This is a genomic window from Corynebacterium sp. 32222D000AT, from assembly GCF_053546955.1.
Window position 1 is genome coordinate 1 of sequence record NZ_JBPPVW010000002.1, and the last position, 18,399, is coordinate 18,399.

Annotated in this window: 19 protein-coding genes and 3 tRNA genes; 11 read left to right on the forward strand and 11 right to left on the reverse strand. The window is 66.8% G+C overall.

The window, feature by feature from the left end; genetic code table 11:
• Together ACEE23_RS01080 and acpS are read left to right on the forward strand one after the other, a co-directional pair.
• Positions 1 to 2,120: beta-ketoacyl synthase N-terminal-like domain-containing protein (locus ACEE23_RS01080; RefSeq protein WP_448873496.1), on the forward strand; the 2,120-nt coding region annotated here is incomplete at its 5' end.
• Positions 2,121 to 2,519 carry a holo-ACP synthase AcpS gene (gene acpS / locus ACEE23_RS01085; RefSeq protein ID WP_368520387.1) on the forward strand — a complete coding sequence of 133 codons (399 nt, stop codon included), beginning with the start codon at positions 2,121 to 2,123 and terminating at the stop codon, positions 2,517 to 2,519.
• 26 nt (positions 2,520 to 2,545) lie between these two features.
• Here the strand turns inward: acpS and ACEE23_RS01090 are convergent, their stop codons facing one another.
• Together ACEE23_RS01090 and bcp are read right to left on the reverse strand one after the other, a co-directional pair.
• Entirely contained in the window at positions 2,546 to 3,220 is a 675-nt protein-coding gene (locus ACEE23_RS01090) for a TetR/AcrR family transcriptional regulator (RefSeq protein WP_368520386.1), read from the reverse strand.
• A gap of 11 nt (positions 3,221 to 3,231) precedes the next feature.
• A complete protein-coding gene (gene bcp, locus ACEE23_RS01095; protein ID WP_368520385.1) occupies positions 3,232 to 3,705 on the reverse strand; it encodes a thioredoxin-dependent thiol peroxidase in 474 nt (157 codons plus the stop codon).
• A 121-nt stretch (positions 3,706 to 3,826) separates the two neighbouring features.
• Here bcp and ACEE23_RS01100 point away from each other — a divergent pair, with 121 nt between their 5' ends.
• A complete protein-coding gene (locus ACEE23_RS01100) occupies positions 3,827 to 4,105 on the forward strand; it encodes a DUF3618 domain-containing protein (protein ID WP_070769608.1) in 279 nt (92 codons plus the stop codon).
• Positions 4,106 to 4,197: 92 nt separating this feature from the next.
• Here ACEE23_RS01100 and ACEE23_RS01105 read toward each other — a convergent pair whose 3' ends face one another.
• Entirely contained in the window at positions 4,198 to 4,620 is a 423-nt protein-coding gene (locus ACEE23_RS01105; protein ID WP_368520384.1) for an HNH endonuclease signature motif containing protein, read from the reverse strand.
• A 93-nt stretch (positions 4,621 to 4,713) separates the two neighbouring features.
• On the opposite strand from ACEE23_RS01105, the gene ACEE23_RS01110 reads away from it, so the two are divergent.
• Positions 4,714 to 5,043, forward strand: a complete 330-nt coding sequence (locus ACEE23_RS01110; protein ID WP_368520383.1) for a hypothetical protein — start codon at positions 4,714 to 4,716, stop codon at positions 5,041 to 5,043.
• A 253-nt stretch (positions 5,044 to 5,296) separates the two neighbouring features.
• Here ACEE23_RS01110 and ACEE23_RS01115 read toward each other — a convergent pair whose 3' ends face one another.
• Positions 5,297 to 5,851 carry an isochorismatase family protein gene (locus tag ACEE23_RS01115; RefSeq protein WP_368520382.1) on the reverse strand — a complete coding sequence of 185 codons (555 nt, stop codon included), beginning with the start codon at positions 5,849 to 5,851 and terminating at the stop codon, positions 5,297 to 5,299.
• Between the two features lie 34 nt (positions 5,852 to 5,885).
• On the opposite strand from ACEE23_RS01115, the gene ACEE23_RS01120 reads away from it, so the two are divergent.
• On the forward strand, positions 5,886 to 7,163 hold the full coding sequence (locus ACEE23_RS01120) for a glutaminase (RefSeq protein WP_368520381.1): 1,278 nt from the start codon (positions 5,886 to 5,888) through the stop codon (positions 7,161 to 7,163).
• Positions 7,164 to 7,237: 74 nt separating this feature from the next.
• On the opposite strand, the gene ACEE23_RS01125 is transcribed toward ACEE23_RS01120, so the two are convergent.
• Positions 7,238 to 7,313 (reverse strand) — tRNA-Lys (locus tag ACEE23_RS01125).
• Positions 7,314 to 7,637: 324 nt separating this feature from the next.
• Here ACEE23_RS01125 and ACEE23_RS01130 point away from each other — a divergent pair.
• Together ACEE23_RS01130 and ACEE23_RS01135 are read left to right on the forward strand one after the other, a co-directional pair.
• On the forward strand, positions 7,638 to 8,846 hold the full coding sequence (locus ACEE23_RS01130; protein WP_368520380.1) for a L,D-transpeptidase: 1,209 nt from the start codon (positions 7,638 to 7,640) through the stop codon (positions 8,844 to 8,846).
• A gap of 66 nt (positions 8,847 to 8,912) precedes the next feature.
• A complete protein-coding gene (locus ACEE23_RS01135) occupies positions 8,913 to 9,869 on the forward strand; it encodes an MsnO8 family LLM class oxidoreductase (RefSeq protein ID WP_368534363.1) in 957 nt (318 codons plus the stop codon).
• Positions 9,870 to 9,915: 46 nt separating this feature from the next.
• Here the strand turns inward: ACEE23_RS01135 and ACEE23_RS01140 are convergent.
• From ACEE23_RS01140 to cmrA, 3 genes are all read right to left on the reverse strand, one after another.
• A tRNA-His gene (locus ACEE23_RS01140) sits at positions 9,916 to 9,991 on the reverse strand.
• 47 nt (positions 9,992 to 10,038) lie between these two features.
• Positions 10,039 to 10,677: an oligoribonuclease gene (orn, locus tag ACEE23_RS01145; protein ID WP_448872042.1), complete on the reverse strand. Its 639-nt coding sequence runs from the start codon at positions 10,675 to 10,677 to the stop codon at positions 10,039 to 10,041.
• 14 nt (positions 10,678 to 10,691) lie between these two features.
• The gene (cmrA, locus tag ACEE23_RS01150) at positions 10,692 to 11,504 is read right to left on the reverse strand and encodes a mycolate reductase (protein WP_448872040.1); all 813 of its coding nucleotides are present in this window, start codon (positions 11,502 to 11,504) and stop codon (positions 10,692 to 10,694) included.
• Positions 11,505 to 11,678: 174 nt separating this feature from the next.
• Between cmrA and ACEE23_RS01155 the strand changes: the two genes are divergently transcribed.
• The gene (locus tag ACEE23_RS01155) at positions 11,679 to 11,870 is read left to right on the forward strand and encodes a PspC domain-containing protein (protein WP_448872038.1); all 192 of its coding nucleotides are present in this window, start codon (positions 11,679 to 11,681) and stop codon (positions 11,868 to 11,870) included.
• A 13-nt stretch (positions 11,871 to 11,883) separates the two neighbouring features.
• Here the strand turns inward: ACEE23_RS01155 and ACEE23_RS01160 are convergent, their stop codons facing one another.
• From ACEE23_RS01160 to ACEE23_RS01170, 3 genes are all read right to left on the reverse strand, one after another.
• Positions 11,884 to 12,516 carry a hypothetical protein gene (locus ACEE23_RS01160; protein WP_448872036.1) on the reverse strand — a complete coding sequence of 211 codons (633 nt, stop codon included), beginning with the start codon at positions 12,514 to 12,516 and terminating at the stop codon, positions 11,884 to 11,886.
• Positions 12,517 to 12,554: 38 nt separating this feature from the next.
• Positions 12,555 to 12,627: transfer RNA gene (locus tag ACEE23_RS01165), tRNA-Arg, on the reverse strand.
• Positions 12,628 to 12,709: 82 nt separating this feature from the next.
• The gene (locus tag ACEE23_RS01170; RefSeq protein ID WP_448872034.1) at positions 12,710 to 13,648 is read right to left on the reverse strand and encodes a LysR family transcriptional regulator; all 939 of its coding nucleotides are present in this window, start codon (positions 13,646 to 13,648) and stop codon (positions 12,710 to 12,712) included.
• Between the two features lie 73 nt (positions 13,649 to 13,721).
• Between ACEE23_RS01170 and ACEE23_RS01175 the strand changes: the two genes are divergently transcribed.
• From ACEE23_RS01175 to ettA, 3 genes are all read left to right on the forward strand, one after another.
• Positions 13,722 to 15,800 carry a cytochrome c oxidase assembly protein gene (locus ACEE23_RS01175; protein WP_448872032.1) on the forward strand — a complete coding sequence of 693 codons (2,079 nt, stop codon included), beginning with the start codon at positions 13,722 to 13,724 and terminating at the stop codon, positions 15,798 to 15,800.
• Between the two features lie 201 nt (positions 15,801 to 16,001).
• On the forward strand, positions 16,002 to 16,586 hold the full coding sequence (locus ACEE23_RS01180) for a single-stranded DNA-binding protein (protein ID WP_448872030.1): 585 nt from the start codon (positions 16,002 to 16,004) through the stop codon (positions 16,584 to 16,586).
• A 133-nt stretch (positions 16,587 to 16,719) separates the two neighbouring features.
• Positions 16,720 to 18,390 carry an energy-dependent translational throttle protein EttA gene (gene ettA / locus ACEE23_RS01185; protein WP_296206630.1) on the forward strand — a complete coding sequence of 557 codons (1,671 nt, stop codon included), beginning with the start codon at positions 16,720 to 16,722 and terminating at the stop codon, positions 18,388 to 18,390.
• Positions 18,391 to 18,399: the final 9 nt, after the last annotated feature.

The following is an 18,399-nucleotide window of genomic DNA, read 5'->3' on the forward strand; positions in this document are numbered from 1 at the left end:
CCTGGGACACCCGCGAGCTCGCCGCCGAGCGGCTGGCCGAAGGCGCCAACCCGGCCGCCCGCCGGGCCGCGCGCGAAGAGCCGGTCGCGGTGGATCTGACCGGGGGACTAGCCGCCGCGGACGTGGATTTGGCGGCGCTGCGGCAGGAGGCATCGGCGGTCGGGGCAGAGGCCGCGCCGGAGCGTGAGGGGCGCGTCGTGCCGGCTTTGCCCAACCTGGCCGCGGCCGCGGCCCCAGCCCCGGAGCCGGACTTCGGGGAGGTCACGGCCGGCCTGGAGGAGATGGTGGTCGTCGTCGGCGCGGGCGAGCTCGGCCCCTGGGGCAGCGCGCGCACCCGTTTCGAAGCGGAGCTCGGCGGCGACCTCAGCGCCGCCGGCGTGGTGGAGCTGGCCTGGTCGATGCGGCTTATCCGCTGGGAGGACGGCTGGGTCGACGCCGCCGGGGAGCCGGTAGCCGAGGCCGATATCTACGCCCGCTTCCACGACGAGGTCATGGCCAGCGTCGGCGTGCGCCGCCTGCGCGACGATGCCGGCATCAGCGACAACCTCGCCGGCGAGCTGACCACGGTCTACTTGGACCGCGACCTGACCTTCAGCACCGCGGACGCCGACAGCGCCCGCGCCTTCGCCGCCGCCGGCGCCCGGGTGCGCCCTGCCGGGGATGCCTGGGAGGTCACCCGCCCGAAGGGCAGCGAAATCCGCGTGCCGCGGCGCACCGTGATGACCCGTTTCGTGGGCGGCCAGCTGCCCGACGGCTTCGACCCGGCCGCCTACGGCATCCCCGCCGACATGCTGGAGAACCTAGACCGCCTGGCCGTGTGGAACCTTATCTGCACCGTGGAGGCGTTTACCTCCGCCGGGTTTAGCCCCGCCGAGCTGCTCGCCCACGTCCACCCGGCGCGGGTCAGCAACACCCAGGGCACCGGGATGGGCGGGGTGGCCTCCCTGCGCGGCCTCTACGTCGACCGCCTGCTGGGCCAGCCGCGCAACAACGACGTGCTGCAGGAGGCGCTGCCCAATGTCATCGCCGCGCACGTCATGCAGGACTACGTGGGCGGCTACGGGCAGATGGTCCACCCGGTGGCCGCGTGCGCGACCGCGGCGGTCTCCGTGGAGGAAGCCGCCGACAAGCTGCGGCTGGGCAAGGCCGACTTCGTGGTGGCCGGCGGCGTCGACGACATGAGCGTGGAATCCGTGACCGGCTTCGGTGCGATGGCCGCCACGGCGGATTCTGCCGCGCTGGCGGCGGCGGGCATCGCCGAGCGCTATTTCAGCCGCCCCAACGACCGGCGGCGCGCCGGCTTCGTGGAATCCGCCGGCGGCGGCGCGCTGCTGCTGACCCGCGGCGACCTAGCGGCCGAGCTGGGCCTGCCGGTGTTAGGCGTGGTGGCGTTTGCGGAGTCCTTCGCCGACGGGGCGCACACCTCCATCCCCGCGCCCGGGATGGGCGCACTTTCGGCCGCCCGGGACAACCGGTTGGCGGCCGCGCTCGCCCCGTACGGGCTGGGCGCCGACGACGTGCGCGTTATCAGCAAGCACGACACCTCCACGGAGGCCAACGACCCAAACGAATCCGACCTGCACCAGCGCCTGGCGCGGGCCAGCGGGCGCACCCCCGGCAACCCGCTGTACGTGATTTCGCAAAAGCACCTGACCGGGCACGCCAAGGGCGGGGCGGCGGCCTTCCAGCTCATCGGGCTCATGCAGGTCATGCGGCGCGGGATCATCCCGCCGAACCGGGCCTTGGACTGCGTCGACCCGCAGCTGCGCCGCTTTTCCGACCTGGTCTGGCCGCGCACCCCGCTGCCGGCGGAAATCAAGGCCGGGCTGGTGACCTCCCTGGGCTTTGGGCACGTCTCGGCGCTTATCGCCGTGGTGCACCCGGGCGCGTTCGCCCAGGCGCTGCGCCAGGCCAAGGGCGAGTTCGCGCTCAACGAGTGGCGCACCCAGGCCGCCCGCCGCGAGCGCGCGGGGTGGGAGCGCCGCGACGGAGCCATGCACGGCCAGGGAGCGCTCTATACCCGGCCGAAGGGGCGCAACCTGGGCGGGCGCGGCACCGCGCGGGAAGCACAGGTACTGCTGGATCCGCAGGCCCGCCTGCGGGGAGGGGAGCTGCGCTAGATGTTCGCCGTTGGCACCGACATCGTCCACATCCCGGGCTTAGCCGAGCAGCTGGGGCGGGAAGGCACCACCTTCGAGCGGGTCTTTTCCGCCCTCGAGCAGCGGGTGGCCGCGACCAAGCCGCGCCGGGACGAGCACCTGGCGGGGCGCTGGGCGGCCAAGGAGGCCTTCATCAAGGCGTGGTCCCAGGCGCTCTACGGGCGCCCGCCGCGGCTGGCGGAACACGAGGTCGACTGGGCCGAAATCAGCGTCCAGCCGGACGCGTGGGGGAGGGTCGGACTGCAGGTGAGCGGCCAGGTCCGCACGGCTATCGATGCCTCCCTCCCCGGCTGGCAGGCCAGCCTCAGCATCTCCCACGACGGCGACTACGCGGTCGCGACGGTGATTATTTCCTGCTAGCGCGTGCGGCGCTTAGGTCGTGGCCACTAGGTCGTGGCCACCGAGAAGAGGTAGGCCACCAGCATGCGCTTGACCTCGCCGACGACGGAGGCGAAGCTATCGGCGTCCTCGGTGCGGATGGCGTAGTTGAGCAGGGAGACGACCGTGTGGACCAGGAATCCGGCCAGCTCGATGCGCTCCTCGTAGTCCATGCCGGTAGCCAGCGGGGCGAGGATGTCGGCGAGCGGCTCCAAGATCTCGCGCTCGGTGGCCGCGGCGGTCGCGCGGGTGGCCGGCGTGGACTGGACGGCGTGCCAGACGGCCCGCCGGGACGGGTCCTTGCGCCACATCGAGGCCAGGTGATCGATAAATTCGTCCAAAATGTCCGGCCACTGCAGCGCCGGAACGTGCTCGGAAAAGCGCTGGATCTCCGCTAGGTTCTCGGCGGTGTCCTGGCGGTCGAGCTCGCAGACGAGGACGTATTTGTTCGCGAAGAACTGGTACAAAGTGCCAATCGGCACCTCGGCGCGGCGCGCGACCTCGTCGAAGGTAAAAGACTCAAAGCCTAAGTCCACGAGCACGCTGCGCGCGGCCTGCAGAATCCGGTTGAACCGCTCGCGGCTGCGGGCCTGCGCCGGCCGCCGGCGCGGGAGAAGGATCTCGGCCGTGCCGGCCTGTTCGCTCGCGTCAGTTCCGGGGTTGTCGGTGGAGGGTGTGCTCATCGAGGGATAATTTAGGCGTCTAGTTCTTTGCTGATGCGGGCCACGTGACCGGTGGCCTTGACGTTGTACTTAGCCAGGGCGATCTTGCCCTCGGCGTCCACCAAGAACGTGGAGCGGATAACGCCCTGGACGACCTTGCCGTAGTTCTTCTTCTCGCCGAAGGCACCGTAGGCCGTCATGACCTCCTTGTCCGGATCGGACAGCAGCGGGAAGTTGAGATCGTGATCGGCGCGGAACTTCGCCAGCTTCTCCGGGGTGTCCGGGGAAATGCCCACGACGGCGATACGCCGGTCGTTGAGTTCTTCCAGGGAGTCGCGGAAATCGCAGGCCTCCTTGGTGCAGCCCGGGGTATTGGCCCGCGGGTAGAAATAAACCAGGACCTGCTGGCCGGCGAAATCACTCAAGCTGACGGTGTTACCTTTATCGTCGCTCAAGGAGAATGCGGGGGCGGTGTCGCCTACTTCTAAACGCTGTTGGTCAGTCATGCTATCCACCATACCCGGCCCGGCAGGTGGCTGAGTTTGGGTCAATACGTCACGCTGGCGGCAAACGCGATAGAATGTCCGCGTACCCGATAATCTTTAAGCGAAATACCAGGAGTAGAACGTGGCACGCAGTATTGAGGACATCCAGCGCGACATCGAGCGCACCCGTCGCCAACTGGCCGGCACCTTGGACGAGCTGGCCGACCGCAGCCGCCCGCAGAACCTGGCTAACGATGCCAAGTCTGCCGCCCAGGACAAGCTCCAGGACAAGAACGTTCAGATCGCCCTGGCCGGCGTCGCCGCCGTCGTTGTTGGCGGGATCGCCTTCGCGGTCTTCCGTTCCCGTCGCCGTTCCAGCGACATCAAGGAACTGCAGCGCCTGCTCGCGCAGCGCAAGTAATTTCCCCCTTAGTCCAAATCCTTCCGAATCCGACCTTCGCCTCTTTGCCAGGCGGGGGTCTTTTTCATGCTCGGTGGTTCATCCGGGGCGGTTCATCCGCGGCGGGGCGGGGTCCAGACCACGCGCCCGTGGCGGCGGACGAGCCGCCCGCGGCGGGAGCGGGCGGGGGAGTCGTCGTTGACGGAGTTGTGGTAGCGGCACAACGTGACGAGGTTGTCGGCGTTGGTGTTCCCGCCCGCGGCCCAGGCCTGCAGGTGGTGGACCTGGCAATCCTCGGCGGGCGCGCGGCAGTCGGGCCAGGCGCAGGTGGGGTTTTCCAGCATGGCCAGGTGGCGCTGCTTCCAGGTGGCTAGCCGCTTGCTGCGGTACAGGTTCAGCGGGCCGTGCACCGGGTGGAAGAGCCCGACGTATCCGTAATCGCTCAGGATGCGCCCGACCAGCTCCGCCCCGGTCAGCCGGCCGCCGTTGGTTAGCTGCAGCTCGACGTCCTGGCCAGAGCCATCGAGCAGCTGCACGAACTCGTCCAGCTGGATGACGACGTTGGTGGTGATCTGCGGGCGCTCGGCCCCGCGCTCGAAGACGGCGCGCGCGTCCTCGACGGTCTTGATATGAGCGTGCAGGTCCGCGATGTCCAGCGAGGAGGCCGTGATGGACAGCGTCGCCGTCCCGTCGCTGCGCCGGGTGACGTTGACTCCGGGGCTGCGCGGCGGCCGCGGCTGGATGTCGTTGACGCGCTTGCGCCCCAGCGAGCGCAGCTTCTTGGCATCGCCCGGGGTGCGGGCGAGCTCGAGGAGCAGGGAGATGGCATCGGACTGCCGCTTGAGGCGCTTGACCTGGCTGTAGATGGCCAGCAGCGCGGCGTAGCTGTGGCCGGTCTCGGCGGCGGCATCGCGGGCCGCGGCGCGCTGGGCGGAAAAAGAGGCGGTGCTGAAGAATAGGTCGCGCAGGCCTAGCAGCGTGCGGGCGGCCTGGGGTCTTCGCCCCAGCTTAGGAGGGTGTCGTAGTCGAGGTCGCGGGCAAGGGACAAGTACGTGATGCCGTCGGCGCGGCTTCGGATGGAGGCTTCGAGTGCGTGCATGACCCTCACGCTAGAAAGCCCGCCGCCCTGACTCAACAGCCAGGCGGTCGAAGCTGTGGATAACTCGCCGAATTTGTATTACACGGAATACAACGCGGGGTTATCCACAGGTCTTAGGCCAGCTCGGCCCCGGCGGCGCGTAGCTCGGCGAAGGTGGCCTGCGCGGCCTCCTCGCTCACCGGCGAGCACAGGTCCTGGCGCACGGTGACGGCGAAGCCTTCGCGGAGGGCATCGAGGGCCGTGGCGCGCACGCAGTGATCGGTGGCAATACCCACGATGTCCACGCGCTTGATCCCCCGGCCCCGCAGGTAGTCCGCCAGCGACGTGCCCGCTTGGCTGGCGCCCTCGAAGCCGGAATAGGCGGCGGTGTAGGCGCCCTTGTAGAAGAATTCGTCGATCTGGTCCTGCGGCAGCGCCGGGTGCAGGCGGGCGCCCTCGCTGTCGGCCAGGCAGTGCACCGGCCAGGTGTCGACGAAATCGGGGTTGTCGGAGAAGTGCCCGGCCGGGTCGATGTGCCAGTCCAGGGTGGCCACCACCGCGGGATAGTCGGCAATAACGCCAGCGATGCCGTCTGCCACCAGGTTGCCGCGCTCAGTGCCGAGCGCGCCGCCGGGGCAGAAGTCGTGCTGGACGTCGACGACGAGGAGGGCATCGGCGTGCGTAGTCATGAGGACTAGTTTAACTGTCGGTAGGCTGGTCAGGGTGAAAACTCCGATTCCTTTTTACCTCGAAGAGATCCTCGACAAAGTGCGCTATTCCGACGGCGGCGCCGTCGCGGACTATATCCCCGAGCTGGCCGACGCCAACCCCTCCTACCTGGCCGCGGCCATGTGCACGACCACGGGCAACGTCTACAGCGCCGGCGATAGGGAGGAGCGCTTTACCATCCAGTCCATCTCCAAGCCCTTCGTCTACGCGCTGGCGCTGCAGGAGCTGGGCCTGGAAGCGGTGCGCGAAATCGTCGGCATGGAGCCCTCCGGCGAGGCCTTCAACGAGCTGTCGCTGAACGCCGAGGACCACCGGCCGGTCAACCCGATGATCAACGCGGGCGCCATCGCCGTCACGCAGTTGATTAACGGCGTGGATTCGACCGTCGACGAACGCGTCGAGCGCATCCGCTCCTATATGTCGCGCCTGGCCGGCCGGGAGCTCGGCATGGACGAGCGCGTGTGCGGCTCCGAGCTGGAGCACTCCGACCGCAACTTGTCCCTGGCGCACATGCTGCGCAACTACGGCATCATCGAGGACGAGGCCCCCGATGCCGTGACCACCTATATCCGCCAGTGCTCCCTCTTGGTCGACGTACGCGACCTCGCCGTGATGTCGGCCACGCTGGCCAACGGCGGCCGCCAGCCGGTCACCGGGGAGAAGATCCTGGACGCGGACGTGTGCCGCCTGACGCTGTCGGTGATGAGCTCGGCCGGCATGTACGACGGCGCCGGCCGCTGGATGGCCGAGGTCGGCATCCCCGCCAAATCGGGCGTGGCCGGCGGGCTCATCGGTACGCTGCCGGGCCAGTTGGGCATCGCGACGTTCTCGCCGCGGCTGAATAAGGAAGGCAACAGCGTGCGTGGCGTAGAGGCCTTCAAACTGGTCTCCCGCGACATGGGCCTGCACCTGATGTCGACGGAGGAGCGCTACGGTATCGCGCCCATCCGCGATATCCACGAGGAAGAAGACACCTACGTCTTCCGCCTGCAGGGGCAAATCAACTTCAACGCCGCGGAGACCATCCTCTACGAGCTGGCCGACCAGGACTTCGACAACGAGGCCGTGGTGCTGGACATGTCCGGCGTGACCGGGTCGAACCGCATGGGCCGGCGCATGCTGAAGGAGGGCCTGCGCCGCCTGCGCGAGTCCGGCCACGACATCGGCGTGGTGGATCCGGACAACCGGATGACCGACCTGAAGATGTCCGACGGCACCGAGGTTCCCGTCCACGACGCCGAGGATTACGAGATCGCCGGCGAGGAAATCTAGCCGGCGAGGAAATCTGGGTGGTGCAAAACCAAAAAGCCCCCGCTGGCCAGTGAAATCACGGCCCGCGGGGGAGGTGGTGCGCCATCAGGGACTTGAACCCCGAACCCACTGATTAAGAGTCAGTTGCTCTGCCAATTGAGCTAATGGCGCATTGTTTCAAAAACTTGAGCCAATCTCTCGGCCGCTGTCCTTGCAACGGAAAATAACTTTAACCCCTTCAAAGAAAATAGTAAAATCGGCTGGTCATCCCAGGTTTTTACGGGCTATTAACGCAACGTTATTGCGCGCTTCATTCGGAATGCAACGATTAGGTATCAAAGTGCTCGGAGCGTCAATTTTGTGTACAACTTGGGGCCATTTTGTCGATATGGTTAGTGAGATTGGGTGACGAGTCCGCGACGAAGGCGGCTCGGCGGCTGACTCGCAGGTTGACTTGCAGGTTGAAAGAACCAGGCTAGATAAGGGTTTTGAGTTTTGACTAGGACGATTTCGCTGCTGCGCCGTGGCGCAGTGACGGTGATTGCGTCGGTTACGGCGGTCTCGCTGGCCGCGTGCACGATTGGTGATCCCGAAGGCCAGGACGCGGGGGCGCCGGAGGTCAGTGAGGCATCGGAAGCCGGTGCCACCAGCGTGGCCAAGAAGGAGAAGAAGGCTCCGGAATTCTCGGTCAAGGACGGGGCCGAAGACGTCGATCCCTTCACACCCGTGACCGTGAAGTCCCTGGGCAAGGGGCTGGAAACCGTCACCATGACCAACGAGCAGGGCTACGTCGTGGCAGAGAAGCTCTCGGAGGACGGCAAGACCTGGTCGAGCGACGAGACGCTGGGCTACAACCGGACCTACACCATCTACGCCAAGGACGAGAACGGCAAGGAAAAGACCGTCCAGTTCACCACCCCGGAGGCCAACGGCACCGTGGACGTGGCCATGGCCCCGCTGGACGGCGCCGAGGTCGGTGTCGGGCAGACCGTGAACTTCCGCTTCGGCGTGCCCGTGCCGGACCGCAAGAAGGCCGAGGAGGCCCTGACGGTGGAGACCTCCCCGGCGGTCGAGGGCGCGTTCCACTGGGTCAACGACTACGAGGTCCGCTGGCGTCCGAAGGAGTACTGGGAGCCGGGTACGAAGGTGACCGCGAAGGCGGAGATCGAGGGCGTCGACCTGGGTAACAAGATTTTCGGCGGCTCCAACAACGAGGCCAGCTTCACCATCGGCGACCGGGTCATCTCCATCGTGGACGACAACACCAAGACCATGCGGGTCTACAAGAACCAGGAGCTGCTGCGCGAGATCCCGGTCTCGCTGGGCCGCGACGGCCAGTACGCCACCCCGAACGGCCGCTACATCATCGGCGACGAGCACGATCAGCTCATGATGGACTCCACGACCTTCGGCCTGGCTCTCGATGCCGGCGGCTACCAGACCGTCGTCGACTATGCCACGCAGATGTCCTATTCGGGCATCTACGTCCACTCCGCCCCGTGGTCGGTCTGGGCGCAGGGCAACACCAACACCTCGCACGGCTGTATCAACGTCACCCCGGAGGCCGCCCAGTGGTTCCAGCAGGTGGTCGGCCGCGGCGACATCGTCCTGGTCAAGAACACCTCCGGCGGGGTGCTCTCGCCCTACGACGGGCTCGGCGACTGGAACATGTCCTGGGAGGACTGGAAGGCGGGCAACGCCTAGCCCGCCCAGCCAACTCAACCTTTGCGGAGCGCATGCTCCCCGCGGCCGATGACTACCGTGGGGAGCATGCGTTTTTCTGTCTTAGATAGGGCCGCGGCAACCCCGGCCGAAACGGAGGCCGAGACCTTGCGCGGGGTCGCCGAGCACGCCCGGCACGTCGAGTCCTTAGGCTTCGAGCGCTTCACCGTCGCCGAGCACCACGGCGTCGACGGCATCCCCAGCGGGCAGCCAGCACTAATGGCGGCGCACGCGGCGGCGGCCACGCAGCGCCTGCGCGTGGGCACGGCGGGCATCATGGTGCCCGGGCACTCGCCCTTCCTCATCGCGGAGCAGGTGGCGACGCTGGCGGCGCTGTACCCGGGCAGGGTGGACATCGGCCTGGGCAATTCCGTCGGCTTTACCGCCCCGGTGCGCGCCGCACTTCGGCAAGACCCCAAGGCCCGGGAGCGCTACGGCGACGACCTAGACGAGCTCCTGTCCTACCTGCGCGGCGATGCCGCCGTGACCGCCCGCCCGCGCCTCGAGGGCGACGTGGGCCTGTTCCTGCTGGCCGGCTACGCCTCCGCGCGCACCGCCGGGCGCTTAGGGCTGGGCGTCATCCTGGGCGGGCCGGTGGCCAACCAGTTAAAGGCCGCCCAGACCTACCGCGCGAACTTCCGATCCAGCGAGTTTTGCCCCGCCCCGCACGTGATTTCCTCGCTGAATATCGCGGTGGCGGAAACAGAGGAAAAGGCCGCGGATCTGCTGGCCCCGGAGGCCTACGCCCAGGCGATGGCCCAATCCACCGGCCGGTTTAGCCCGCTGGTGCCGGCCGCGGACCTGGATCTCGCCGCGATGACCAGCCAGCAGCGCGCCCGCATGCGCGACATCCAGGCCCACCACGTCGTCGGCACGCCGGGCGCAGTGCGTCGGGAGCTAGCGGCAATTGCTAGCCAGCTGGGCGTGGAAGAGTTCTTGGTGACGGGTGATATCCCGGACCGCGCCGGCCGGGCCGAGAGCGAAAGGCTCCTTGCGCAACAGTAAGCAATAGCAAAAAGCAGGCCAAGGAATCCTTGACCTGCTTTAACTTTGGGGTGGCTGACGGGGCTCGAACCCGCGACACCCAGGATCACAACCTGGTGCTCTACCAGCTGAACTACAGCCACCATCGCTGCCTTAGCAGCGCTATTTAGGTTAACCCATCAATGGCGAATTACAAAAACGCCTGGTAAGCGTGGGTGCTTTCGGCCTTCGCCTCGAGGGCCTGGCCGCTGTCCGGGCCGCCGTCGGTGCGGAAGACGCTGCGGCGGTAGTAGTCCAGCTCGCGGATGGACTCCACGATGTCCTGCAGCGCGCGGTGGGCCAGCCCCTTATCCGGCTGGTGGAAATACGCCTTCGGGTGCCAGCGTCGTGCCAGCTCCTTGATGGTGGAGACATCGATCATGCGGTAATGCAGCGCCTGATCCAGCCGGGGCATGTAGCGCCGGATGAAGCTGCGGTCCGTGGCGATGGAATTGCCGGCCAGCGGGGCGGGGTGCTCCGGGTCGCAGTGCGCCGCGACCAGCTCGAGGACGGCCTGCTCGGCCTGCTCGACGGTAGTGTGGGAGGCGCGGATTTCGGTATCCAGCCCGGAGTTGGCGTGCATCTCGGTAACCACGTCGTCCATCTGCGCCAGCTCCTCCTCGGTGGCGTGGACGACGAGGTCGATGCCCTCGCCCAGGATGTTCAGGTTGCCGTCGGTGATAACGGCCGCGACCTCCACGATGACGTGGCGGTCCGGATCCAGACCGGTCATTTCCAGATCGATCCACACCAGGCGGTCGTGTTTGGGGGCTATCTCTTGGCTATGCATAACCACCAGTCTAGCTACCCCATCTGCGAGTAGAACTTGCCCACCAGCGGCGCGATAAGCGGGGTCGGCAGCACCTGGCTAATCGTATTCATCGCCTTGGACAGCGGTCCCGGCACCACGCGGCGCTGGTTGCGGGCCATGGCCGCCAGGGTTTCCTGCGAGCAGGACTCGTAGGTCGTCCACAGGAAATCCGGCACGACCTTGTCCACGATGGACTGCTCCTCCGCGGGGACGACGGCGTCCCGGACCGGGCCGGGCGCGAGCAGCGTGCAGCTGACGCCGCTGCCGGCCAGCTCGTAATGCAGTGCCTCCGTGAAGGCGTTGACGCCGGCCTTGGTGAAGACGTAGGTGGCGTTGTTGGGGATGGGGATGTTGCCGGCCGCCGAGCCCACGTTGCAGATGGCGCCGCGCCGCCGCGGCAGCATCTGCTCCAGCGCCGCGCGGGTAATCCGGTGCACGGCCGTGGCGTTGAGCTGGAACTGGTCGGTCTCGTGGCCGAAGTCCTGCTCCATGAACGGGCCAAAGCTAGCGATGCCGGCCGAATTGACCAGGATGCTCACCTCCCGGCCGCGGATGAACTCGAGGAGCCGGTCGACGTCCTCGGCGCGGGAGAGGTCGGCATCGAAAGCCACGGCCTCGACGTCGTGGGCCGCGCTGAGCTCGCCCGCGATCTTGTCCAGCACCTCCTTGCGCCGGGCGACCAAGACCACGTTGTGGCCCAGCGCGGCCAGGTCGCGGGCCATGGCCTCACCGATGCCCTGGCTGGCGCCGGTGATCAGGGCATAGGAATGGCGGGTGGGGGCAAGCAGTCCGGATTTTTTCGGCATAGCGGGTTCAAGTCCTTTCGCGGATGGTGCGTTCGACCTTAGGCGGTGCCACTCAGCCTAGCGAAAAGATCCGGGTTAGTTCAGGGAAAAACCCTGATGCGCTGCGGGACAATCCACGGTTGAATAGAAGGTGAAAGGAAAACCCCGACCCCTAAGAAGGAGAAATACCCCCCCATGAACGACAAACTCCACCGCTCCACCACCGACCGCTACGTCGCCGGCGTGTGCGGCGGCATCGCCGAGACCTACAACGTGGATGCCACCCTGGTGCGCGCCCTGTTCGCCATCGCCACGCTGGGCGGCGCCTGGGGCCTGGCCATCTACATCGTGCTGTGGATCTGCATGCCGGAAGGCCCGCAGGCCTAGGCCCGGCCCCGCGCTACTGCAGCGGGCCGAAGTCCATGAATTCCCGCCAGGTGTCCCACTCTTCCTGCAGGGCCGCCCGGCGGGATTCTTTGCTCGCGTGGCCGTCGATGAGGCTGGCGTCCTGCATCCGGATGCCGTTGTCGAAAAAGAGCGCGGCGTGCCCGGACGCCCCGTAGCGGATGACCGGGATGAGGTTGAGCCCGTCGAAGGACAGGCGCGCGTTCGGGCGCACGTCCAGGCCCGCGATGGCCGCCAGGGTGGGCGCGAGATCCATGGGGGAGACCAGCTCCTGGGAGGTGCCGCCTTCGGCCACACCGGGCCAGAAGATGCTCATGGGCCCCGGGGAATCGCTGAGCGTGGCCACGGCCACGACGCCGGTATCCGGCAGCGAGCCCGGCTCCTCCCACAGGCGGAAGACGTTCTCGCCCGGCTGGGCGGGCTCTGCGCCCTCGGTGACGCGCCAGCCGGCGTCGGCGAAGACGTCGGAGATGCGGTAGCGCGCGCGGCGTTGCGGGTACTGGCCGGTCAGCACCGCGTTGCGGGCCGAAGGGTAGTCCGCGGCGGGCGGGTAGCAGTTATCGAAGCGCAGGCCCGGCGGGGTCAGCTCGGTGGGCCAGTGGGAGAAAGTAGCCAGGGTGATGTCCATGGCTGCTATTTTAGTCCCGCTCAGACGGGAGAAAGCGGTGCCCCCACCAGGATTCGAACCCGGGACACGCGGGGTAGAAACCCGCTGCTCTATCCACTGAGCTATAGGGGCTAACAAGGGGCAGGCGCCGCGCTGTCGCGCAGTGCAGGACAGATTTTACTCGACCGGCCCGGCGCCGGAGACACTCGGCCCGCTAGCTGGTGGCGGCGCCGTTGTCCGCGCGCTGCTTGCCGACCTTCTTGACCAGCTCGATAAGCCGCTGGGTGGCCGGCGAAAGGTCGGCGTCGCGCCGGGTGAGCAGGATGCCGCTCATCATCGGCAGCTCCTCCTTGAGCTGGCGGTAGTGGATTCCCTCGGATTTAAACGTGCGGGCGGTCTCCGGGAAAAGTGCGACACCCAGCCCGCCGGCGACCAGCGGGATGGCGGTCTGGAGCGTAGATATTTCCTGCCGGCGCGCGGGCACGGCATCGGGGTGGTCGGCCCAGAGCTCGTCCAGCAGCTCCGTGAGCCCGATAAACTCCGGGTTGCGGGGCACGACCACCCAGGTCTCGTCACGGATGTCGTAGAGCGAGACCGGATCCGACAGGTCGGCCAGGCGCTCGGGCAGGCCGACCACCCAGGGGAAGCGGGCGAACTCGACGACGTCGAGCTGGCGCACGAAGCGCCGCGCGACCGCGGCCGGGTCGGTGACCGGCAACAGGCCGACGTCGACGGTGCCGTCCAGGACCCGCTCCAGCGTGATGCTGGGGGAGGGGTCTTCGACGTAGACCTCCACGTCGGGGGCCTCCTGCAGCATCTGGTGCAGGACGGCGGGCATGACGGTCCAGTTGAACTCGGGCGCCGAGCACACCGAGACCGAGCCGGCCAGCCCGCCAGCCATCTCCCTAATGCGCTGGGTGGTCTGGCTGAGCAGGGCGTCGAGCTTAACCGCGGTTTTGTAGACGTAGTTGCCGGCGTCCGTCGGGGTGACCCCGGCGCGGCTGCGGTTGAGCAACTGGATGCCGAGCTCGTCTTCGAGCTTGCGGATGGATAGGCTCAGCGAGGGCTGGGTCATCTCCATCGCCGCCGCGGCGTGCGTGAATCCGCCGTGGTCAACCACGCTGCGGAAGTAGTGGAGTTGCCGAGAATCCATAAATCCCATCGTGCCAGAAAATAGACCATTAATCATTTTCGTTATGGAAACGTCGCCGAAGTAGAATAGCGGCATGTCTTTCAGCCACGCCACCGACGCGGATGCGACGAAGAAGCCTAGCCCCAGTACCGGCACCCAGCAGGTGCGATCCAGCTGGGGTATTTACGCGGCAGCCACGGTCTTCGCGGGCGTGGTCGGAGGGTTCATCTCGATGTTCTTCCTGGCCGACTCGCTGCAGGCCCTAGGCATTCCCGATCCGGGCCGCCTGACCACCATCGGCCTGCCGGCGTTCCGGGGCGCGGCCTGGATGCTTATGGCCCTGGCCGTGGGCTCCTACCTGACCGCGGCGTTTCTGATTTCCCCGGCCGTGCCGGAGGGGGACAACGAACGGCTTATCGATGCCCCCTTGACCGTCGACGGCCATCTCGCCGCCCGCACCGGCATGGTTGCCTCCTTCGGCGTGGCCATTGTCTCGCTGCTGGAGATCCCGCTGGTCATGTCGGATGTCTCCGGCACGCCCTTCGTCCAGGTCTTAAGCCCCGACATGCTGGGCCTGGCGCTGTCCCAGGTGGCCACCGCCCAGGCGTGGCTAGCCACCGCGGTGATCGCGGCGTTGGTCGGCGTGCTGACCCTGTTCAGCCAGCAGTGGTCCCTGCAGCCGGTGCTGCTGTTTTTGTCGATCACCATGGTGGTTCCCCTGGGGTTTGACGGGCACTCGGCCTCCGGCGGCGACCACGACTACGGCACCAACTCCTACCTGTGGCACCTGTTGTTCGTGGTGCTCTGGGTCGGCGGCCTCATGGCGCTCATCGCCCATGGCCGGCGCCTGGGCCCGGAAATGGGGCAGGCGGTGCGCCGCTATTCGACGCTCGCGCTCGTCGCCGCGCTGGCGATGGCCGCCTCCGGCGTGGTCAACGCCGCCATCCGCGTGGAGTGGTCGGACTGGCTGACCACCCGCTACGGGCTGATTATCACCACCAAGACCGGGCTGCTGGTCGTGCTGGCCTTTTTGGGCTTCGTCCACCGCCAGCTGACCATCCCGCAGCTGGACAAGCGCCCGCGCCTGTTCCTGCGCGTGGCGGTGGTGGAGGTGGCCGTCATGGCCGCCACGGTCGGCGTGGCCATCACCATGGGGCGCACGCCGCCCCCGCCGCCGCGGGATCCCAACCTGAACTCCATGCAGATCCAGCTGGGCTACGAGCTCTTCGAGCGCCCCACCTTCTGGAACGTGTGGACCTTTTTCCGCTTTGACATCATGTTCGGGGTCATCGGCCTGGTGCTGGCGGGGCTGTATGTCTACGCCCTCTACCGGCTGCGCAAGATCGGGCTGAGCTGGTCGCCCATGCGCACCGCCTGGTGGATGCTCGGCTCGCTGGGCATGACCGTCGTGATGTCGACGGGCATCGGCCTGTACTTCCCAGCCATGTACTCCATGCACATGCTGGGGCACATGGTCCTGTCCATGGTCATCCCGCTGTTTTTGGTGCTCGGCGCGCCGCTCACCCTCCTCATGGAGGCCTTCCCCGCGGGGCGGCCGGGCCGGCCCAGCCTGCACGACTACGCCGTCGCGGTGACGAAGTCGCGCATCCTGCGCGCTATCACGCACCCGGCCGTGAACCTCCTGCAGTTCCTGGTGGTCTTCTACGCCATCTACCTGTCCTTCGACTTCTACGAGTTCGCCATCTCGGAGCACGCCGGCCACGTCCTGATGAACTGGATGTTCTTGCTGTCCGGTTACCTCTACTTCTGGGAGGTCATCGGCCCGGATCCGCTGCCGAACCGCGCGCCGGTGCACATCCGCCTGTTCGTGCTGTTTTTGTCCATGCCGGTCCACCTCTACATGGGCGTCTACCTCATGCAGCTCAACGCCATCTTGGGCGAGGAGTTCTACAACTCCCTGAACCTGCCGTGGGATATCGACCTGCTGGCGGACCAGCGCGAGGGCGGCGGCATCGCCTGGGGCTTCGGGCAGTTCCCGCTGGTTATCGTCTTCGGCAAGCTCTTCGTCGATTGGCTGCGCGAGGATCGCAACACCGCCGCGCGCCACGACGCGAAGGCGGATGTGGATCACGACGCCGACTTGGAGGAATACAACCGCATGTTGGCCGGGCTGAGCGAGGATGGTGACATTAGTCGTTTCCGGCAGATGTAGGCACCTCACCAGCACCCATAGTGCTTGACGATGCCACCCCGTCCCCGTCATAGGCATATTTCGCGCCGTGGGGGCGGGGTTTATCCACAGGTACGGCCGGCGCCGGTTTACAGCCGCTGCCGCCTCGGCGAGCATGGACACCAGCGGCCCGCGACCGCGGGGCGCGAAGAACACTATTTGCTCGAGGGGAATTAAACCGAGATGTCTCAACTGTCCATCACCGTTTTTGGCCACCTGACCCATAACCCACAGCTCGTTAAGTTCAACGACGAGACCATGAAAACCAACCTGCGCGTCGCCTCCTCGCGGCGCGTGCGCGATAACTCCACCCAGTCCACCGACACCTGGAAAGACTCCGACCTGTTGTTCATGGACGTCGAGGTCTGGGGCCAGCTGGCCCAGTCCTGCCGCATCACCCTGCAAAAGGGGATGCCGATTATCGCCGTCGGCTCGCTGGTGACCAGCCAGTGGACTACTGAGTCCGGCGAGGCCCGCAGCCGCATCTACCTGAAGGCCTCATGGCTGGGCCTGGACATGAACCGCTGGGTTATCGGCGCCCGCAAGATCGAAACCGTCACCAACGCCGCCGGGGTGGAGATCCCCGGCGAGAGCGTCCTGGACTACCCGGTGGACAAGGACCTGTCGAAGTCCGCGCCCAAGCAGCCGGAGCCGGCACAAGCCGCGGAGTCTGCGGAATCCGGCGACGATAGCGACGGAGAGGGGGATACCGCCACCGATACCGCGGGTGATCGCGCCGCCGCCAGTGCGCGCAGCGTCCTGAGCTAATCCGCCAGCTACTTCACGACCCGTCGGCGCCCTGCGGTGCCGGCGGGTTCTGTGCCTTAAGGGGTAGCCAGTGGGCAACTTGCGGTAGTGTTTGTGGTGATAAAACCTGACCCAATGGACGAAAAGGGGAATGATGGGCGAGTTCATCTACACGATGAAAAACGTGCGCAAGGCTATCGGCGACAAGGTCATCCTGGACAATGTCACCATGGCCTTCTACCCGGGCGCCAAGATCGGCGTCGTGGGGCCAAACGGCGCCGGCAAGTCCTCGATCTTGAAGATCATGGCCGGGCTGGACCAGCCCTCCAACGGTGAGGCTTTCCTGGATCCGGGCGCCACCGTCGGCATCCTGCAGCAGGAGCCGCCGCTGAACGAGGAGAAGACGGTCCGCGAGAACGTCGAGGAGGGCCTCGGCGACATCTTCGAGAAGAAGCAGCGCTTCGAGCAGATCGCGGAAGAGATGGCCACCAACTACACCGACGAGCTCATGGAAGAGATGGGCAAGCTGCAGGAAGAGCTCGACGCCGCCGATGCCTGGGAGGTCGACTCCAAGATCGAGCAGGCCATGGAGGCCCTGCGCTGCCCGCCGTCCGATGCCCCGGTCACCAACCTCTCCGGTGGTGAGCGCCGCCGCGTCGCACTGGCCAAGCTGCTGCTGAGCGAGCCGGACCTGCTGCTGCTCGACGAGCCCACCAACCACCTGGACGCCGAGTCCGTCCAGTGGCTGGAAAAGCACCTGCAGGACTACCCGGGCGCCGTGTTGGCCGTGACCCACGACCGCTACTTCCTGGACCACGTCGCCGGCTGGATCTGCGAGGTCGACCGCGGCAAGCTCTACCCGTACGAGGGCAACTACTCGACCTACCTGGAAAAGAAGCAGGAGCGCCTCGAGGTCGCCGGCAAGAAGGACGCCAAGCTGCGCAAGCGCCTGAAGGACGAGCTGGCCTGGGTGCGCTCCGGGGCGAAGGCCCGCCAGGCCAAGAACAAGGCCCGTCTGGAGCGCTACGAGGAGATGGCTGCCGAGGCCGAGAAGTACAAGAAGCTCGACTTCGAAGAAATCCAGATCCCGACCCCGCCGCGCCTGGGCAACAAGGTCGTCGAGGTCAAGGATCTGGTCAAGGGTTTTGGCGACCGCGTGCTCATCAAGGACCTGTCGTTCACGCTGCCGCGCAACGGCATCGTGGGCGTTATCGGCCCGAACGGCGTGGGCAAGACGACCCTGTTCAAGACCATCGTCGGGCTGGAAGAGCCGGACGCGGGCTCCGTGGAAGTCGGCGACACCGTCAAGCTGTCCTACGTGGACCAGAACCGTGAGAACATTGACCCCGAGGCCACCGTCTGGGAGGTCGTCTCCGGCGGCCTGGACTACATCCACGTCGGCCAGAACGAGATGCCCTCGCGCGCCTACCTGTCCGCCTTCGGCTTCAAGGGCCCGGACCAGCAGAAGCCGTCCAAGGTGCTCTCCGGCGGTGAGCGCAACCGCTTGAACCTCGCGCTGACCCTGAAGGAAGGCGGCAACCTGATCCTCCTGGACGAGCCGACGAACGACCTCGACGTCGAGACCCTCGGCTCGCTGGAAAACGCCCTCGAGAAGTTCCCGGGCTGCGCCGTGGTCATCTCCCACGACCGCTGGTTCCTGGACCGCACCTGTACCCACATCCTGGCGTGGGAAGGCAACGTCGAAGAAGGCAAGTGGTTCTGGTTCGAAGGCAACTTCGGCGACTACGAGAAGAACAAGGTCGAGCGCCTGGGCGAGGAAGCCGCCCGCCCGTCGCGCGTGACCCACCGCAAGCTGACCCGCTAAACAACGCAG

What these genes read in the sequence shown, in the direction of transcription:
- acpS (WP_368520387.1), top strand. Translation starts at nt 2,121, where the DNA reads ATGTTCGCCGTTGGCACCGACATCGTCCACATCCCGGGCTTAGCCGAG.
- cmrA (WP_448872040.1), bottom strand. Translation starts at nt 11,504, where the DNA reads ATGCCGAAAAAATCCGGACTGCTTGCCCCCACCCGCCATTCCTATGCC.
- ACEE23_RS01180 (WP_448872030.1), top strand. Translation starts at nt 16,002, where the DNA reads ATGTCTCAACTGTCCATCACCGTTTTTGGCCACCTGACCCATAACCCA.
- ACEE23_RS01170 (WP_448872034.1), bottom strand. Translation starts at nt 13,648, where the DNA reads ATGGATTCTCGGCAACTCCACTACTTCCGCAGCGTGGTTGACCACGGC.
- ettA (WP_296206630.1), top strand. Translation starts at nt 16,720, where the DNA reads ATGGGCGAGTTCATCTACACGATGAAAAACGTGCGCAAGGCTATCGGC.
- bcp (WP_368520385.1), bottom strand. Translation starts at nt 3,705, where the DNA reads ATGACTGACCAACAGCGTTTAGAAGTAGGCGACACCGCCCCCGCATTC.
- ACEE23_RS01155 (WP_448872038.1), top strand. Translation starts at nt 11,679, where the DNA reads ATGAACGACAAACTCCACCGCTCCACCACCGACCGCTACGTCGCCGGC.
- ACEE23_RS01110 (WP_368520383.1), top strand. Translation starts at nt 4,714, where the DNA reads ATGAGCGTGCAGGTCCGCGATGTCCAGCGAGGAGGCCGTGATGGACAG.
- ACEE23_RS01160 (WP_448872036.1), bottom strand. Translation starts at nt 12,516, where the DNA reads ATGGACATCACCCTGGCTACTTTCTCCCACTGGCCCACCGAGCTGACC.
- ACEE23_RS01135 (WP_368534363.1), top strand. Translation starts at nt 8,913, where the DNA reads ATGCGTTTTTCTGTCTTAGATAGGGCCGCGGCAACCCCGGCCGAAACG.
- ACEE23_RS01175 (WP_448872032.1), top strand. Translation starts at nt 13,722, where the DNA reads ATGTCTTTCAGCCACGCCACCGACGCGGATGCGACGAAGAAGCCTAGC.
- ACEE23_RS01115 (WP_368520382.1), bottom strand. Translation starts at nt 5,851, where the DNA reads ATGACTACGCACGCCGATGCCCTCCTCGTCGTCGACGTCCAGCACGAC.
- ACEE23_RS01090 (WP_368520386.1), bottom strand. Translation starts at nt 3,220, where the DNA reads ATGAGCACACCCTCCACCGACAACCCCGGAACTGACGCGAGCGAACAG.
- orn (WP_448872042.1), bottom strand. Translation starts at nt 10,677, where the DNA reads ATGCATAGCCAAGAGATAGCCCCCAAACACGACCGCCTGGTGTGGATC.